Origin of the sequence: Streptomyces sp. W16 (genome assembly GCF_033194735.1) — a bacterium.
In the GTDB taxonomy this organism is placed as follows: domain Bacteria; phylum Actinomycetota; class Actinomycetes; order Streptomycetales; family Streptomycetaceae; genus Streptomyces.
The window spans coordinates 1-14235 of the sequence record NZ_JAWOAI010000251.1 but is presented as its reverse complement, the minus strand read 5'-3'; the positions used below and the strand labels follow the sequence as shown (position 1 = coordinate 14235).

Annotated in this window: 11 protein-coding genes and 1 pseudogene; 7 read left to right on the top strand and 5 right to left on the bottom strand. The window is 70.1% G+C overall.

Annotated features, from left to right (window positions below; genetic code table 11):
- From R6V09_RS29260 to fxsT, 5 genes and pseudogenes are all read left to right on the top strand, one after another.
- Positions 1-552, top strand: a pseudogene (locus R6V09_RS29260) (hypothetical protein); the annotation flags it as partial.
- Positions 553-558: 6 nt separating this feature from the next.
- Positions 559-1389: an aminoglycoside N(3)-acetyltransferase gene (locus R6V09_RS29255; protein WP_317884450.1), complete on the top strand. Its 831-nt coding sequence runs from the start codon at positions 559-561 to the stop codon at positions 1387-1389.
- Positions 1382-2056, top strand: coding sequence for a TIR-like protein FxsC (locus R6V09_RS29250; protein WP_317884449.1), 675 nt, complete (start codon positions 1382-1384; stop codon positions 2054-2056). Before R6V09_RS29255 ends, R6V09_RS29250 begins: the two co-directional genes overlap by 8 nt.
- A complete protein-coding gene (gene fsxC / locus R6V09_RS29245; protein WP_317884448.1) occupies positions 2056-3372 on the top strand; it encodes an FxsC protein in 1317 nt (438 codons plus the stop codon). Before R6V09_RS29250 ends, fsxC begins: the two co-directional genes overlap by 1 nt.
- Positions 3369-7304, top strand: coding sequence for an FxSxx-COOH system tetratricopeptide repeat protein (gene fxsT, locus R6V09_RS29240; protein ID WP_317884447.1), 3936 nt, complete (start codon positions 3369-3371; stop codon positions 7302-7304). The genes fsxC and fxsT overlap by 4 nt, the downstream gene beginning before the upstream one ends.
- Positions 7305-7353: 49 nt before the next feature.
- On the opposite strand, the gene R6V09_RS29235 is transcribed toward fxsT, so the two are convergent.
- Both R6V09_RS29235 and R6V09_RS29230 read right to left on the bottom strand, forming a co-directional pair.
- Complete coding sequence (locus R6V09_RS29235) at positions 7354-8259, bottom strand: alpha/beta fold hydrolase (RefSeq protein WP_317884446.1); 906 nt, start codon at positions 8257-8259, stop codon at positions 7354-7356.
- Between the two features lie 204 nt (positions 8260-8463).
- Positions 8464-8850, bottom strand: a complete 387-nt coding sequence (locus R6V09_RS29230) for an NTP pyrophosphohydrolase (RefSeq protein ID WP_317884445.1) — start codon at positions 8848-8850, stop codon at positions 8464-8466.
- Between the two features lie 69 nt (positions 8851-8919).
- On the opposite strand from R6V09_RS29230, the gene R6V09_RS29225 reads away from it, so the two are divergent.
- Positions 8920-9939 carry a hypothetical protein gene (locus tag R6V09_RS29225; RefSeq protein ID WP_317884444.1) on the top strand — a complete coding sequence of 340 codons (1020 nt, stop codon included), beginning with the start codon at positions 8920-8922 and terminating at the stop codon, positions 9937-9939.
- 7 nt (positions 9940-9946) lie between these two features.
- Positions 9947-10330: a hypothetical protein gene (locus R6V09_RS29220; protein WP_317884443.1), complete on the top strand. Its 384-nt coding sequence runs from the start codon at positions 9947-9949 to the stop codon at positions 10328-10330.
- A 51-nt stretch (positions 10331-10381) separates the two neighbouring features.
- Here R6V09_RS29220 and R6V09_RS29215 read toward each other — a convergent pair whose 3' ends face one another.
- From R6V09_RS29215 to R6V09_RS29205, 3 genes are all read right to left on the bottom strand, one after another.
- On the bottom strand, positions 10382-12511 hold the full coding sequence (locus tag R6V09_RS29215) for a 3-hydroxyacyl-CoA dehydrogenase NAD-binding domain-containing protein (RefSeq protein ID WP_317884442.1): 2130 nt from the start codon (positions 12509-12511) through the stop codon (positions 10382-10384).
- Entirely contained in the window at positions 12508-13725 is a 1218-nt protein-coding gene (locus tag R6V09_RS29210) for a thiolase family protein (protein ID WP_317884441.1), read from the bottom strand. Before R6V09_RS29210 ends, R6V09_RS29215 begins: the two co-directional genes overlap by 4 nt.
- A gap of 120 nt (positions 13726-13845) precedes the next feature.
- The coding region (locus R6V09_RS29205; protein WP_317884440.1) for a substrate-binding domain-containing protein at positions 13846-14235 on the bottom strand (390 nt) is incomplete at its 5' end.

Genomic DNA, 14235 nt, shown 5'->3' with positions numbered 1-14235 from the left:
GACCCGCTCCCGGTCACCGAGGCCGCGGCGCCGGCCATCGGCGTCGGCTGGGAGCCCGTACGCCGGATCGGCACGGGGGAGGCCACCTTCCTCCTGGAGGACGGCGACCCCTACCGCGACGGCTTCCCCGCCGAGCCCGCACCCCGGCCGGACGAGGACGAATACGCCCGCTGGGTCCGCCAGTTCGCCGAGGCCGGCACACACCTGCGCACCCGGTACGCGCACCGCGTGCCGGGAGTCCACGCCCTGCTCGCCAGCTGCACCCCGCTGCGCGCGGCGGACGGACAGGGCCGTGCGGTGGCCGACCCGCATGCCTTCGGCGCCCTCGGCATCGCCCTCCCGCGCACCGCCGAGGAGTTGGCCGGGCTGATCGTGGAAGGAGTGCAACAGATCAAGTTCAACGCCCTGTTGGACCTCTTCGACCTGGCCGGCAGCGACGAGTCCCGGGAACGCCTCCGGTCCGCGTACCTCAACCACCCCTCGGCGCAGGTGATTTCCTTCGACGGCCTCACCGCCGACGGGCGCCGGATGGCCGTCAGGCTGCGAGGCTGACGGGGGATGCACACAGCGGCTTCCCTCACCGCCGACCTGCGCGAACTCGGCGTCGAGAAGGGCATGACGCTGCTGATGCACGCGTCCTCGCGGTCCGTCGGCCGGGTCCGCGGCGGCGGTCCCGTGACGTTGCGCGCGCTGCGGGGCGTGCTCGGCCCCGAGGGCACCTTGGTGGTGCCCACGTTCACCGAGGGAAATTCGTTGACATCACGGACGTACCTCCGCTTGACGCAGGGCCTGACACGACATCAACTTCTGTCCTACCGTGAGCACATGGAGCCCTTCAGCGCGGCTTCCACCCCCTCCGACGGCATGGGACGGCTGGCGGAAGAGGTGCGGGTCGACCCGTCCGCCGTGCGCAGCACCCACCCGCAGACGTCCTTCGCCGCGCTCGGCCCCCGGGCCGCCCGGATCACCGCCGGGCACCCCCTGGACTGCCTGCTCGGCGAACGCTCCCCCCTCGGCCGGCTGTACGAGGAGGAGGCGTACGTCCTGCTGCTGGGCGTCGGGTACGAGACCTGCTCGGCCTTCCATCTCGCGGAGTACCGGCAGCCCGGCGCGGTCCGCCGCCGCTATGACTGCCGGGTGCTGACCGACGACGGTCCGCGCTGGACCGGCTTCGTCGACGTCGACCTCGACGACAGCGACTTCGGGCAGCTCGGCCACTGGCTGGAGACCCGGGCGCCTGGCGGGCGCGACCGGATCGCCCGGGGCCGGATCGGCGCCGCCGACAGCCGGCTGTTCCCGCTGCGCTGGGCCGTCGACGCCTCCGCCGACTGGATGGCCGCCGGCCGCACCGCACCCCGGGACCTCTCCGCGGGAGCCGACCATGCCTGAGGGCGGCGAGCAGCAACGGGCGCACCGCGGCGTCCAGCAGTCGTACGGCTTCCTCAGCTACGGCCGTACGCCCCACGTACCGGAGAGCCACACACCGCCGGACCAGAAACTGCGTGACTTCCACGCCGAGTTGACCGAGCACCTGCTGCAGATCACGGACCTGGACGCGAAGACCCCCGCGGTCTATCTGGACACGCGGATCCAGCTCGGCACCGGCTGGGAGGACGAGTTGAAACTCCGCCTCGCCCACTGCCAGGTCCTGGTGCCGGTGCTGTCCCGGCGCCTGTTCAGCAGCAAGTGGTGTGCCCTGGAATGGAAGTGCTTCGAGCTGCGCCAGCAACTACAGCGCAAGCAGGGGAAGTTCACCCGTAACGCCATCGTCCCGGTGCTGTGGAACGGGCTGCGGCCCGACGAGATACCCCGCCCCTACTCGGACGTCGAGTACGACCACCAGGACCTCGGAGCCGACTACACGAGACTGGGGCTGCTCGGCCTGCGGAACCACGGACGTCATCCGACCCACCGCAAGGTGGTCTACCAACTCGCCCTGGAAATCGTCGAAGTGGCGGTCACCGCCCGGCTGGAACCGTGTGAGCCGAGCCGCTTCGACGCCCTCTTCGACGAGCTCGTCAACTCACCGAACGGCTCGGCGGGGGAGGAACACTGATGCATGGCGGCCGTTCCACCGAAGGCGTGCGCGACAAGGCGCCCCACTTCTTCCTGAGTTACGCCCCCGTGCCCTCGCCCGTCGGTGACGTGGACGCGGCCAGCCCCGAGGCCGACAAGGACGTGCGGGAGTTCTACGCCGACCTGAACCGGGCGGTCGCGGGGGGGAGCGGGCCCTTCCGCTCGCCCTCTCTCGGCTACCTGGGCGCCGCCGATCGCGGCGGACCCGAAACGGCCCGCGCCCTGCACCGCTGCCGCAGCTTCGTGCCCCTGATCACGCGCCGCTACTTCACCGACGTGTACTGCGGCCGGCAGTGGTACGCCTACACCCACCGCGCTCCACGAGGCGCCCTCATCCCGGCGCTGTGGACGCCGGTGCCGACCACCGCCCGCCCGGTCCCCGTCGACCTGGACCTGCCCGTACCCGAGCGGCAGGTGACACCGGTTCGCGTCGACGACGCAGCGCGGGACCGCTACGCGAAGGGCGGCCTCTACGGGCTGAGGCAGTACTTCGACCACCCGGAGTACTACGACCAGTGCGTCCGCAGGATCGCCCAGTGCGTCGTGCAGGCCGTCCGCCGGGCACCCGAACCCACGCCGGACGAAACGGAGTTCACCGATCTGGACCACGTACCCGACGCGTTCGCCGCCGCGTCCTGGCACCCGCTCGGCATCGCCGTGCTCGCCCCGGACGACCACCATCTGCCCCCCGACCGCACGGACACCAAATACGGTCACGAGCCACGGGACTGGCAGCCCTTCAGCGACGGATACGGCACCCCGCTGGCCGAACGCACCGCCGAACTCGCCCGCAATCTCGGGTTCGCTCCCGAGATCCACACCTACGACGAGGCCGAACCCGTCTTCCTCGGGCAGCGCGAGGCCAAGAGCCCGTGGGTGCTCATCCTCGACCCCTGGATCCTGCACGACCGCACGGCCCTGGACCGGCTGCGCGCCTTCGACGCCCGCGACCTGCCCTGGGTGACCGTGCTGACGCCACTGGCGGACGACCCGCAGACCAGGGACGCCCGCGAGGAGCTCGCCGCGCTGCTCAGGTCCGCGCTGCCCCGGCGGCTGAGCAGCGGCCGGGCCATCCAACGCGGGGCCGTGGCAGGCATCGAGAGCTCGGAGGCGTTCAACTCCCGTTTCACCGAACTCGCCGACAGCGCGGCCCAGCAATACCTCAACCGAGTTCCGCTACGATCCTCGCCCAGGCCCCCGGCGTCGGCGAAGCGGCCCCACACCGCTTCCCGCGGACCGGTCGCTCCCGCCCCGGACGAGGCCGATTCCCAGGGTGACCAGGAGGCCCAACCGTGACCGGCGTGCTCCCCCGCCCCGACGGCGGCAAGATCGTCACGTTCTACAGCTACAAGGGCGGCACCGGTCGCACCATGGCACTGGCCAACGCCGCCTGGATCACGGCCTCGCGGGGCAAACGGGTCCTGGTGGTCGACTGGGACCTGGAGGCGCCGGGACTGAGCCGCTTCCTGTACCCGTTCCTGGAACCGAACGCGGCGCACGACCGCCGCGGCGTGCTCGAACTCATCAACGACTACGTGCTCAAGTTCGAGGCCATGCAGGGCACCGGGATCGACGAGGCGTGGATCGCCGAGCAGGCCGACATCGGCAACGCGGTCTCCCCGCTGCTGTGGAACTTCCCGGGCAGCGGCCGACTCGACTACCTTTCGGCGGGCCGCCAGAACCGCAACTACTCCTCCATCTTCTCCCAGTTCAACTGGAACCGCTTCTACGAGGACCAGTACGGCGGCCAGTTCCTGGACGCCCTGTGCGCCCAGTTCCGGCACGGCTACGACTACGTCCTCATCGACAGCCGTACCGGTCTCAGCGATGTCTCCGACATCTGCACCATCCACTTCCCCGATGTGCTGGTCAACTGCTTCACCCACAACAACCAGAGCATCGAGGGCGCCGCCGCCGTCGCCCGCAGAGTGGAGGACACCTACAGCGACCGGCGCATCCGGATCCTGCCGGTGCCCATGCGTGTGGAGGACTCCGAGGCGGACCGGCTGGAGGCGGCGCGGGCCAAGGTCCGGCTCACCTTCGACCAGCTGCTGGTACGCACCCCGCACGTCGAACCCCGCAGCTACTGGGGCAACGTGGAGGTGCCGTACAAACCCACGTACGCCTACGAGGAGATCCTCGCGACCTTCCGCGACGAACCCGGCACGCACGCCTCCCTGTTGGCCGCCTGCGAACGGCTGACCGCGGTCATCACCGAGGGCGAGGTGACCTCGCTGGTCCCGATGACCGACGAGGAACGCCAGAACTACCTCAAGACCGTCGTGCGCCGCCGGCCGCCGGACCCCACCCATGTCTTCCTCAGCCATGTGCCCGAGGACCAGATGTGGGCGGACTGGATCAGGCGGGTCCTCGCCGACGCGGGATTCACCGTGGGCGACGCCCGCTCCGAGGACGGCTTCGCCGCCGGCGTCCCGCTGCGCGACGACACCGACAGCAAGGTGCGCGGCGCCTCCCGCACACTGGCCGTACTGTCCGCCGCCTACCAGAAGTCCCCGCAGGCCAGGGCGGTTTGGGAGGCCGTGGCCGCCGCCGACCCGATGGGATCGCGACGCACCCTGGTGCCGGTCCGGGTCAGCGACGCCCGGCTGGAACACCCCTTCTCGGACCGTATGCCGATCCATCTGAGCAACCTGACCGAGGCGCAGGCCAGGAAGGCCCTTCTGCAGGCCCTCGACGCCCAGGCCGTGCAGGGCGAGCACCCCGCGGACGGCTCCGTCAGCGGCCCCCGGTTCCCCGGGGCGGAGCCGCCCGTGTGGTCCGTACCCGTGCGCAATGCGGCCTTCACCGGACGCACCGAGCTGCTGGAGGACCTGAGACTGCGGCTCTCCGACACCGGCACCGCCACCCTCCTGCACGGCATGGGGGGCGTGGGGAAGACCCAGCTGGCAACCGAGTACGCGCACCGCTACCGCGGGAACTACGACGTCGTCTGGTGGATCGAGGCGGAGTTCGGCGACCTCGCGCTGCGCCAGTACTCCGAACTCGCCTCCCACCTCGGCGTCGACGAACGCGACAGCATCAGCGCGACCGCCGACGCGGTCCGGGACGAACTGCGCCGGGGTGCGAAGTACGACCGCTGGCTGCTGATCTTCGACAACGCGACGACCCCCGAGTCCATCGAACGGCTGCTCGTCAACAGCCCGGCCGGCCATGTGCTGATCACCACCCGCAACGAGGGGTGGGCCCAGATCGGCGAGCGGGTGGAGGTCGACGTCTTCTCCCGCACGGAGAGTGTCGAGCACCTGCTGCACCGGGTGTCCGCCATCAGTACCGAGGACGCGGAACGGGTCGCGGAGGCGCTCGGCGACCTGCCGCTGGCCGTCGACCAGGCCGCCGCCTGGCTGAACGAGACGGGCCAGGACGCCGCCGGGTACCTGGAGTTGCTGCAGCCGCAGCTGGCCTCGCTGGAGGCGTCCGCCGACACCCAGGACTATCCGTTGCAGGTGGGCGCGACCTGGAACATCTCCATTCAGCGGCTCAACTCCCCGTTCGCCCTAAGGCTGTTGCAGTTGTGTTCCCACTTCGGCGCGGACCCCATCTCCTTCAACCTGGTGCACGGCAGGGAGATGAGCGACGCCCTCAACGAACTGCAGCCGGGCAGCGCCGGCACGGCACTGGTGTCCCGGGCCATCCAGCAACTGCACCGCTACGCCCTCGCCAAGGTCGACCGCAAGAACAAGAGCATCCAGGTGCACCGGCTCGTGCAGGCGGCGGTGCGCTCGTCGATGTCCGAGGAGGAACAGGAAGAGGCGCTGCGCGTCGTGCGCAACGTACTCAGTGGCGCGCGCCCCTCCGAGGGCGACGTGGAACACCCGGACAACTGGTCGCGCTACAACACTATTTGGCCCCACCTGAAGACACCGTGGACCAAGGACTCGCTGGACGACCGGATCCGGCTGCTGATGACGGAGTGGCTGCGGTATCTGCGGGCGCGCGGCGAGTACGCGGACGCCGTGTCGCTCGCGGAGGAGCTGCTGATCAAATGGGAGAAGGAGGCCGGCCCGAACGACCGCTGGACCCTGCACATGCGCTTCGAGATGGCCAACGTGCTGCGTTTCCAGGGCTGGTACAGCAGGGCGCTGGAGATCGACGAGGACGTCTACGAGCGACAGCGCGCGGCCCTCGGCGAGGACGACAGCCACACCCTGATGACGGCGGGCAGTTATACGGCAGACCTGCGGGCCGTCGGCCGGGTGGGCCGGGCGCTGGAGATCGACCGTGACTCCTACGAGCGTTCCGTGGACCTCCTCGGCGTCGATCATCCTCGGACGCTGTTCGCGGCGAACAACCTGGCCGTGTCGATGCGCATGGCGGGGGACTGCTTCGAGGCGCAGTCCGTCGACAAGGACAACTGGGACCTGCGCGCGCAGACGCTGGGCCCCAGGCACCCCTACACCCTGTTCTCCCTGGTCAACCTCGGCCGTGACCAGCGTTCCTGCGGTGAGTACGAGGCCTCGGCCGAGACCCTGCGCGGTGTCCACCGGACGGCCGTGGAACTCGGGCCCGAGTCACCGGCGGCGATGGAGGCGGCGAAGGCGCTCGCCATCACGCTGCGCCGGCTCGACATGCTGGACGACGCCATCGAGCTCAGCCAGGGCGTACTGGACATCTTCCGGCGGCGCCTGGGCGACGCCTCGCCCGAGACGCTGGTGGTGCGCCTCGGCCACGCGGGCCATCTCGCGGCGGCGGACCGGCACGAGGAGGCCTGCGAGGAGACCGCCGAACTGCTCGGCCGGTTCCGTGCCGCGCTCGGGGAGGGCCACCCCAACACGCTTGCCTGCGCGGTCAACCACAGCATCAACCTGCTGTCGACCGGCCGGCCGGTCGAGGCCCGCGAGGTGTGCGAGCAGGCCCGTGCGGCGCTGCAGACCACCATGGGACCGAAGCACCCGTTCAGCATGAACTGCCAGATGAACCTGGCGAACACCGAGGCCGCACTCGGTGACGTAGTGAAGGCCGAGGGCAACTACCGCCAGGCGTATGAGGAGTTGTGCGTGCGGCTCGGCCCGGACCATCCCACGCCCCTCACCTGCCGGGGCAACCTCTCGATCCTGCTCCGGGAGATCGGCCGTACCACCGAGGCCGAGCAACTGGCCCGGGAGACCCTCGACGAACTGAGCGCCAAGCTCGGCGGGGAGCACTCCAAGGTGGTCCGGCTGCGCGCCGGCCAGCGGGTGGGTCTTGAGCTCGACCCGCACCCGATCTGACGGGCCCGCACCCGATCTCACGGAGCCCGCACCCGCTCCGGCGGCGGGGTCAGGCCGTAGGGGCCTTGGTGGCGTCGGTCCGCGCCCGCTCCCGGAGCCAGCCCAGCACCTCGGGCAGTACCGGGACGGCCGCGAAGTGCGCCGCCGACGGCTGCAGTACGACGGTGGCGTCGTCGATCCGGCCGGCCAGCCACTTGAAGTGCTCGACGGGGGAGAACACATCGTGCTCGCCGTGCCACAGCAGGGTGGGCACGGCGATCTCCTTCGGGTCGAAGCCCCACGGCGTGCTGAACGCGATGGCGTCGTCGATCCAGCCGTCCGCGTTCACCTCGATCCCGGTCTTGAAGTTCTCGTGGAGCATCCGCCGGATACCGGCGTCAGCCACCACCTGACGGTCGACGTCGGGCATCTCGCCGTCCAGATCCGACAGCAGCGCCATGGGGTTGGTCCGCATGGCGTCCGCGTTCTGCACCAGGGTGCTCTGCAGCAGACTGAGGTTCTCGCGGGCGTTGCGGTACTCGCGGACGTTGGACTCCGTCATCCCCTCGAACCAGTCGTCCAGGTCCTCGGCGTCCGGCGGCGCCAGGCTCACCAGTACGGCGGCGCTGCTCACCCGATCGGACAGTCTCGCGGCACAGGCGAGCGCGTGGGGACCGCCTCCGGACCGGCCGACGACGGAGAAGTTGTCCAACTCCAGGAAATCGGCGATGAGTTCCACGTCCGCGGCGGCATCGACGACTTTCCGGCCCGGCACGCGGGTGGAGCCGCCGTAGCCGGGGCGGTCGTAGGCGATCAGGCGGATGCCCAGCTGGTAGAGCACCATCGACCGCGGGCGCGGCCCCTGATGGCTTCCGGGGGTTCCGTGCAGCAGAAAGACGGGGTGCCCCTGAGGATCTCCCCAGGAATCGAAATCGAGCTTGCGCTTCCCGTCTTTGCTGTGAGCGGCACGCGCCACTCCTGCCTCCCGTCCACCGGCCGTCAAGATTGCCGGAATCCTCTCAGAACGACGGGCACCATTGACTCAGCTTCTCGTGTCGGCGTCATCCCGTCACTGGAAAGTGACCAGAATGTCGAAAACCTGACCGAAGAAGGCCAGCTTATGCCTGTTTCGCCGGACAGGCCCCGGGTGTGAAGGCCTCCAATTCGGTGCAAGCGGGACTTAGCGCGAGGGCCGCGGACCGCGCACCGCACGCGGCCCAGTGACCTCCGCGCCCAACTCCGTCACCCTGCGCCGCAGTTCGCGGTCGGCCGTCACCACCAGACAGGCCCGGCCGTCCGCCCCGGCGACCAGTTCGACCATCCGGTCGTCTCCGCTGCCGGGTGCCGGGTCCACCCGTACGCCCGGGACGGACTCCACTCCACGGGCCGCGCCCTCCACGACGAGGACGATCTCCACGGGGTCCGCGCGCCCCGGTACCCCGTCCGCCGCCAGCCGGTCCCGGAGGCGCTCCGCGGCGCCCCGCCGGTCCCGCCACCAGCCGTCGGGCACCGACCCGACGACGTTCGCGGCGTCGACGATCACGAGCAGGGGAGTGTCCTCGTCCATGGGGACAGGGTCCCACGGGGACCGGGGGGCGCCCCGCGCGAAAGGGCACGCCCCAATTACAGTGAACCAGTGAACGGCGACTGGCTCATACGCGGCCGTGACGGCCGGCTCAGTGTCTATCTGCCCTCCGGCGACGCCGTCCTGTGCCGGGCGGAACACGGCCCCGACGGCCTCTGGGGCGCCCCGCGCAAGGTGGGCGGCGACCAGAAGCTGCACCCGGGGCTGCTCGGCATCGGACAGGGCGCGGACGGCTACGCCCATCTGGTGGCCTGGCGCCCCACGGTGCCCGGCGAATCCGGACTGGTCCACTCCACGCACTTCCGGCCCCGGCTCACCGCCCTCGACTGGAACCCGGTCGGTCACCCGGACAAGAAGGGCGACCGCACCGGCGTCCCGGCGGTCGCGGTCGACGCGGAGGGGCGGGCCCATCTCTTCGTGCGCAACGCGGCGGGCGGGGTGAGCATGCTGGCCCAGCGGGAGAAGGGCGGCTGGGACCCATGGCGCGATCTCAAGGGGAGCGACGTCCACGAGGACCTGGCCGCGGTGACGGGGGAGTCCGGCACGGTCGAGCTCTACGCGGCGGTGCCCGGCGCGATCCTGCACTGGCGCCAACTGGAGCCGGGCGGGCAGCCGGTGCTGGAGGAGGCGATGGAGGCCAGGATCAGACCGGGCACGCTCCGCGCGCTGGCCACCTCCCCGGAGACGACCACCCTCTACTACACGGACGACTCCGGCGACCTCTGCGCCTGGCGCCCCGGCGGCAAACCGCTCACCCTGCTGCCCTCCGCGGGCCCCGGCCCGGTCTCCGCCGTCCGCTGCGAACTCGACAGCCACGACTGCACGTTGCTCGCCCAGCGCTCGGCCAGCGGCCGGGTCGCCTTCGCCGCGTATCCCACCGAGCAGGAGTCGGCGGGCGCCTGGTGGACCGAGTCGGGCCCCCAACTCCCGGCGGACGCCGAGGTTTCACTCACCCTGGACGAGAACGACCGGGTCGCCGCCGCGACGTTGTCCCCGTCCACCGGCCAACTCCTGCTCACCCGGCGCAAGGACGAGCCGGGCCTGGCGCTGGAGGCGTGGCGGGAGGTGTGAGTGCGCCATGATGGCCACCGTGGACACCGACATCCTGATCGCCGCGTGGCGACAAATCCTCGACGGCGCCGAAAAGCCGTGGGTCCTGTTCGAACACGGCACCTGCGTGCTGCTCGAAGAGCCCACCGGCGCCCCCGCCGAACAGGCCACCGAGATCCTGCGCGAGTTCGGACCCGTGCAGGTGGCGACATCGGCAGGCGACTTCCGCGTACTCGAACTCAAGAACGGCGAGGGCTGGTTGGTGACCAGCCACCACCCGAACGTCGTCACCTTCGTCGCGACGGCCGAGCCCGAAGACCCCTCGCATTTGGCCGTCGGCATGCTCGGCCGGGCCAAGCGGGACCAGGACGGCACCGAACTGCGCGTCGCCCATGTCGAGGACGCCCCCTGACATGCCGGTGCCCGGTACATCGGCCGATGTACCGGGCACCGTACGAAGGGACTAGGCCGGAACGCTCGCCAGACCCGGCGCCAGGAACGGCTTGCCGTTGACCCGCGCCGAGACACCCTCCCGGTCCAGGTACGGCGTGATGCCGCCCAGGTGGAAGGGCCAGCCGGCGCCCGTGATCAGGCACAGGTCGATGTCCTGGGCCTCGGCGACGACACCCTCGTCGAGCATCAGACCGATCTCCTGCGCCACCGCGTCCAGGACCCGGTCCCGCACCTGCTCCTCGGTCAGCACGGAGTCGCCCTGCTGCAGCAACGCGGCGACCTCGGGGTCGAGTTCGGGCTTCCCGCTGTCGTAGACGTAGAAGCCGCGCTTGCCCGCCTTGACGACGGCCGCGAGGTTCGGGGAGACCGTGAAGCGGTCCGGGAAGGCCCGGTTGAGGGTCTCCGAGACATGCAGACCGATGGCCGGACCGACCAACTCAAGGAGCACCAGCGGGGACATGGGCAGACCGAGCGGCTCGACCGCCTTCTCCGCCACCGCGACCGGGGTGCCCTCGTCGATGACGTTCTGGATCTCGCCCATGAAGCGGGTGAGGATGCGGTTGACGACGAACGCCGGGGCGTCCTTCACCAACACCGCTGTCTTCTTCAGCTTCTTGGCCACCGCGAAGGCGGTCGCGAGCGAGGCGTCGTCCGTCTGCTCACCGCGCACGATCTCCAACAGGGGCAGAATCGCCACGGGGTTGAAGAAGTGGAAGCCGACGACCCGCTCGGGGTTCTTGAGCTTCGACGCCATCTCCGACACCGAAAGGGACGAAGTGTTCGTGGCGAGGATCGCGTGCGCCGGGGCGACCGCCTCGACCTCCGCGAACACCTGCTGCTTGACGCCGATCTCCTCGAAGACGGCCTCGATGATGAAGTCGGCGTCGGAGAAGCCCTCGGCCTTGTCCAGCACACCGGTGACCAGGGCCGTGAGGCGGTTGGCCTTGTCCTGGTTGATACGGCCCTTGCCGAGCAGCTTCTCGATCTCGGCGTGGACGTAGCCCACACCCTTGTCGACGCGCTCCTGGTCGATGTCCGTGAGGACGACCGGTACTTCGAGGCGGCGCAGGAAGAGCAGGGCGAGCTGCGAGGCCATCAGACCGGCGCCGACCACGCCGACCTTCGTCACCGGGCGGGCGAGGGACTTGTCCGGGGCGCCCGCGGGACGCTTGCCGCGCTTCTGCACGAGGTTGAACGCGTAGATACCGGCGCGGAGTTCGCCACCCATGATCAGGTCGGCGAGCGCCAGGTCCTCGGCGTCGTAGCCCTGCTGGAGGTCACCGTTCTTGGCGGCCTCGATGATGTCGAGCGCGCGGTAGGCGGCCGGGGCAGCCCCGTGCACCTTGGAGTCCGCGACGAAACGGCCCTTGGCGACGGCCTGGTCCCAGGCCTCGCCGCGGTCGATCGCCGGACGCTCGACCTTGATCTCGCCCTTGAGGACGTTGGCCGTCCAGATCAGCGACTGCTCAAGGAAGTCGGCGCCCTCGAAGAGTGCGTCGGCGATCCCGAGGTCGAAGACCTGCTGGCCCTTGAGCTGCTTGTTCTGGTTGAGGCTGTTCTCGATGATCACCGAGACGGCCTTCTCGGCGCCGATCAGGTTCGGCAGCAGCGCGCAGCCGCCCCAGCCGGGGACGAGGCCGAGGAAGACCTCGGGCAGCGAGAAGGCCGCGATGTGCTTCGACACCGTGCGGTACTCGCAGTGCAGACCGACCTCGACGCCACCGCCCATGGCCGCGCCGTTGTAGTACGTGAAGGTCGGTACCGCGATGTCCGCGAGGCGCTTGAAGACCTCGTGGCCGCCCTTGCCGATGGCGAGCGCGTCGTCGTGGTTCTTGAGGAGCTCGACGCCCTTGAGGTCCGCGCCGACGGCGAAGACGAACGGCTTGCCGGTGATGCCGACACCGACGATCTCGCCGGCCGCGGCCTCCTTCTCGACCTGGTCGATGGCGGTGTTCAGGTTCGCCAGCGAGGCCGGACCGAAGGTGGTCGGCTTGGTGTGGTCGAAGCCGTTGTCCAGCGTGATGAGCGCGAACCGCCCGGCGCTGTACGGCAGTTCCAGGTGGCGGACGTGCGCGGACGTCACTACCTCGTCGGGGAACAGCTCGGCCGCACCCTTCAGAAGCTCGGTGGTGGTGCTCACTTGTCCCCCTCGAAGTGCGGGTTCTCCCAGATGACCGTGGCGCCCATGCCGAAGCCGACGCACATCGTCGTCAGGCCGTAGCGGACGTTCGGCTGCTCCTCGAACTGACGGGCCAGCTGCGTCATCAGACGCACACCCGACGAGGCCAGCGGGTGACCGAAGGCGATCGCGCCGCCGTACTGGTTGACGCGCTCGTCGTCGTCCGCGATGCCGTAGTGGTCCAGGAAGGCCAACACCTGTACGGCGAAAGCCTCGTTGACCTCGAAGAGGTTGATGTCCTCGATGCCGAGACCCGCCTTGGCGAGCGCCTTCTCGGTCGCCGGGATCGGGCCGTAGCCCATGACCTCCGGCTCGACGCCCGCGAAGGCGTACGACACGAGGCGCATCTTCACCGGCAGGTTGTTCTCGCGCGCGAAGTCCTCGCTGGCGATGATCGACGCGGTGGCACCGTCGTTCAGACCGGCCGCGTTGCCCGCGGTGACCCGCCCGTGCACACGGAACGGAGTCTTCAGACCAGCCAGGTTCTCCAGGGTGGTCCCCGGACGCATCGGCTCGTCGGCGGTGACGAGACCCCAACCGGTCTCGCCCACCTGCTCGTTGGTGTTGCGCACCGAGATCGGCACCAGGTCCTGCTGGATCTTGCCGTTGGCGTACGCCTTCGCGGCCTTCTCCTGCGAACGCACCGCGTACTCGTCGGCGCGCTGCTTGGTGATGTGCGGGTAGCGGTCGTGCAGGTTCTCCGCGGTCATTCCCATGAACAGCGCGGAGTCGTCGACCAGCTTCTCGCTCACGAACCGCGGGTTCGGGTCCACACCCTCGCCCATGGGGTGGCGGCCCATGTGCTCGACACCACCGGCGATGACGGCGTCGTAGGCACCGAAGGCGATGGAGCCCGCAGTGGTCGTGACGGCGGTCAGCGCGCCCGCGCACATGCGGTCGATCGAGTAGCCGGGCACCGACTGCGGCAGCCCGGCGAGAATGCCCGCGGTCCGCCCCAGGGTCAGGCCCTGGTCACCGATCTGCGTGGTCGCGGCGATGGCGACCTCGTCGATCTTCGCGGGGTCCAGACCGGGGTTGCGGCGCAGCAGCTCCCGGATCGCCTTCACGACGAGGTCGTCGGCCCGGGTCTCGTGGTAGATGCCCTTCGGGCCCGCCTTGCCGAACGGGGTACGGACGCCGTCTACGAAGACGACGTCCCTGACGGTACGAGGCACGATTGGCTCTCCTCCAGGGTGCGGGATCTGCACTGCTGCGATGCGCTGAGCGCGCGCTCAGGAACCATGCTACTTGCGAGTAACCAGGCTGCCCAGTCCCGGAGCCCCAAGCGGCGAACGTCACACCCCGGAACCCTCGCGATCAGGCCCGGGCGGCGCCGTCGACCCCCGTGGGGTCAGCACCGGAGTGGGCACGGGATGCGAACCGGCACCCTCCCCGGCGATCACCCCGAACAGCGTCCGCGCCGTGTCCGCGCCGAATCCGTGCACATCATGGCTCATCGCGGAGAGCGTCGGATGCGTGAGCCGGCACAACTGGGAGTCGTCCCAGGCCAGCAGTGAGACATCGGCCGGCACGGCGAGCCCCAGTTCGGCGGCCACCGAGAGCCCCGCCACCGCCATGATGTCGTTGTCGTACACGATGGCCGTCGGCCGGTCCGGCGGCGCGCCCGTCAGCAGCGACCGCGTGGCCCGCGCACCCGCCTCCCCGGAGTGGTCGGTGGCCAGCTG